Here is a 3,490-nt window from a genome sequence, read left to right on the forward strand (position 1 = left end):
CCACGAACCCGAGGCCCCCCGCGAACCCGAAGCACCTCGCGACCTCGTCGGCATCGGCATCGGCCCCAGCAACCTCTCCCTCGCCGCCCTCGCCCACCCCCTGGCCGAACTCGACGCCACCTTCTACGAACAACACCCCGCCTTCGACTGGCACCCCGGCCTGCTCCTCGACAGCGCCACCCTCCAAGTCCCTTTCCTCGCCGACCTCGTGACCCTCGCCGACCCCACCAGCCCCTGGACCTTCCTCAACTACCTCAAGACCCGCGAACGGATCTTCCCCTTCTACTTCGCCGAGCGCTTCCACATCCACCGCACCGAATACGCCGCCTACTGCCGCTGGGTCAGCGACAGCCTCCCCGGGCTCCGCTTCGGCCACCAGGTCGACGCCGTCCGCTGGAACCCCGAACGCGACCTGTTCGAAGTCGACTTCACCCAACTCGACAGCGACGGCGAAGCAGAAGCCCTCGGCCGCACCTACACCAAGAACGTCGCCCTCGGCATCGGCACCGCCCCCCACATCCCCGAACCCCTCCGCCCCCTCGCCGAAGCACCCGGCGTACCCGTCCTCCACGCCGCCGACTACCTCCAGCACCGCGAACGCCTTCTGAGCGCCCACCACATCACCGTCATCGGATCAGGACAGTCCGGCGCCGAGGTCTTCCTCGACCTCCTCAAAAACCGCCCCACCGGCCGCGAAAGAATCCACTGGCTCGCCCGCACCGAGGCCTTCGCCCCCAGGGAGCACTCAAAACTCGGGCTCGAACACTTCACACCCGACTACACGCGCTACTTCCACGCCCTGCCCGAGGCCCTGCGCGACCGGCTCGTCCCCGCCCAGTGGCAACTCCACAAAGGCATCGACGCCGACACCATCGCCGCCATCCACGACGAGCTCTACCGCCGCACCCTCGACAACGGCTGGCCCGACACCGTCCTCACCCCCGGCGTCCACGTCCGCACCGCCGGCCGCATCGCCACCACCAAGATCGAACTCCACCTGGAACACGTCCAACAGGCCAGCCGAACCCGCATGACCACCGACGCCGTCATCCTCGCCACCGGCTACCGAGAACGCCCCCTCGACCGCCTCCTCGTCGGCCTCGACCCCTACATGTGCCGCGACGCCTCCGAACGCCCCAGAATCGACGACCGGCACCGCCTCGTCCTCGACCCCTCCGTCACCGGAACCGTCTACGTCCAGAACGCCGAACGCCACACCCACGGCATCGGCACCCCCCACCTCGGCCTCACCGCCTGGCGCAGCGCGAGCATCCTCAACTCCCTGACAGGAAAAGACCCCTACCCCCTGCCGAGCCGAACGGCCTTCACCACCTTCGGACTCACCCAACAGCCCCAGATCCCACCCACCAGAAAACCAAGGACCCTCACACCACTGGTGGCCGACTGAAAACCAGCCGACCACCAGAAGCAAGCACCCGACTGGAAGCACCCGACTAGAAGCACCCGACTGGAAGCACCCGGCTAAAAGACAGGCGTGCCCTCACGCGTCAGCTTCCAGTCCGCCGAAGCGAACTCCGCCGGATCCAGCGAACCCTTCGCCGTCACCCACTCCGCGATCCGCGTACGAATCTCCGTCGACTCCGCCCACAACTCCTTCGCCGACGCCACATGCGGGAACGCACCCCCACCATTCGCCCGGTAGTTGTTCACCGCCAATACGAACTGCCGCGCGTCGTCCAACGCCGCACCCTCGAAAGAAAGATTCTTGATCCGCGACCCCGCCGCCTGCGAGATATCGATGTCGTACGCCAACCCCGACACATAGTCGTAGTTGTAGTCCGGCCGGCCACCGGCGTTCGTCAGCTTCTCCACATCGACCACCGCACCGACCGCCGTCCGCACGTAATACTCCGCGGAGAACTCCAGATACGCCCGCACCTGCGCACCCGTCATCAACTTCGCGACCAGCGTGTTGTCGAACACGTACAGACCCGACAAATCCCGGATCGTCACATTCCCGGCCGGAATCTCCGACGTCCGCGAGAACGGCGACGCCTGCGACAACACCGGCAACGACGCATACTCCGTACCCACCAGCGCCGCCTTGACCACGTCCTCCTGAACCCTCGTGATCAGGTCGATGATCGGGGCGTCCTTGTACCGCGCCTCCGCCGTCGTCAACGTCTCCGTCGCCGTCCCGACCACCTGATTGACGTACGCCACGACCACATCGTGCTCGTCCTTCAGCAACTTCGTGATCCTGGGGTCGTCAGCCACCGCATTCGAGTTCCGGACCGACGCCGCCACCGACTCGACCGACCACCGGCCCCGCTCGAAAACCAACTCGAAATCGAACAGCGACAACCGCTCCGCGAACGCCAACGGCTCCGACAGAACGACCGTCTTCCCCGACTTCTCGTTCGTCACCCGCAACTCGGGAATCTCCACATGCGCGTGCCCCACCAAAATCGCATCGATCCCGGGCACCTGCTGCGCCACCAACGCCGCCGAATTCTCCACATACGGCAACTGGTCACCGTACGACGACGTGCCCGACGAACCGGAATGCGCCGACACGACCACCACATCCGCACCCATCGACCGCAGCTTCGGCACCCACTTCGCCGCCTGCTCCTCAAGACCCGGGAAAACCAACTTCCCCTGCACATACGCCTTGTCCCAGATCGCGATACCCGGATTCGTGAGACCCAGCACCGCGACCTTGACCGGCGGCGCACCCTTCACATGGAACTTCTTGATGAAATACGGCGGGAAAGCAGGCTTCAACGACTTCGCGTCCAACGCGTTCGCACCCAGCAACGGAAAACGACACTGCTCCTCGAACTTCCGCAGCGTCTCGATACCGTAGTTGAACTCGTGATTGCCCAACGCCACCGCGTCATAACCGATCGCGTTCATCGCCTGCGCCATCGGATGCACCGGCCCACCCTTGGCCGTGATCGGATCGACCTTCGCGTAGTAGTACGTCAGCGGCGTCCCCTGAATCGTGTCACCGGCGTCCAGCAACAACGTGTTGTCGCGGCCCTTCTCCTTGCGCACCGCGTTCACCATCGTCGAGATACGCGCCAGACCCTGCGCATTGCCCGCCGCGTCCTGGTACTCCGCGTCCTTGAAGTAGTCCCAGTTGAAGACATGACCGTGCAGATCCGTCGTCCCCAGCACCGTCAGCGAATACCGCTTCAACTTCGCCTTCCCACGCCCTGTCGGCGCCATCGCAGCCTCCGCCGCCTCCGCGCCCGGCGCCACGGCCGCACCGGCCAGGGCCACCCCCGCCCCGGTCACAGCGGACTTCTTCAGGAACTTCCGACGGTTCAACGACATGACGGGCTACTCCTCGAAGGAACGGTCGACAACGCGCACGTAGGTAACGCGCGTAGATTCTGACCCGGCCACCAGGCACCGCAACACCCCCCGCAGGTTTCGATCTGATGACCGGCAGCCACCCCAACCGGCCAACAGCGACGGACCGCCAATGACACAGTGGAACGCATGACCCCACCCCCCGAAC

General features: G+C 65.4%; 2 protein-coding genes. One reads left to right on the forward strand and one right to left on the reverse strand.

The genetic code is table 11. The features are described from left to right. A partial coding sequence (locus tag AOK01_RS35470; RefSeq protein WP_055518990.1) for a lysine N(6)-hydroxylase/L-ornithine N(5)-oxygenase family protein occupies positions 1-1,408 on the forward strand: 1,408 nt, incomplete at its 5' end. A gap of 74 nt (positions 1,409-1,482) precedes the next feature. Here the strand turns inward: AOK01_RS35470 and AOK01_RS35475 are convergent. Beyond that, on the reverse strand, positions 1,483-3,303 hold the full coding sequence (locus AOK01_RS35475) for a bifunctional metallophosphatase/5'-nucleotidase (protein ID WP_055518992.1): 1,821 nt from the start codon (positions 3,301-3,303) through the stop codon (positions 1,483-1,485). Positions 3,304-3,490 lie beyond the last annotated feature (187 nt).

It is taken from the genome of Streptomyces aurantiacus, assembly GCF_001418335.1.
Taxonomy (GTDB): Bacteria; Actinomycetota; Actinomycetes; order Streptomycetales; family Streptomycetaceae; genus Streptomyces; species Streptomyces aurantiacus.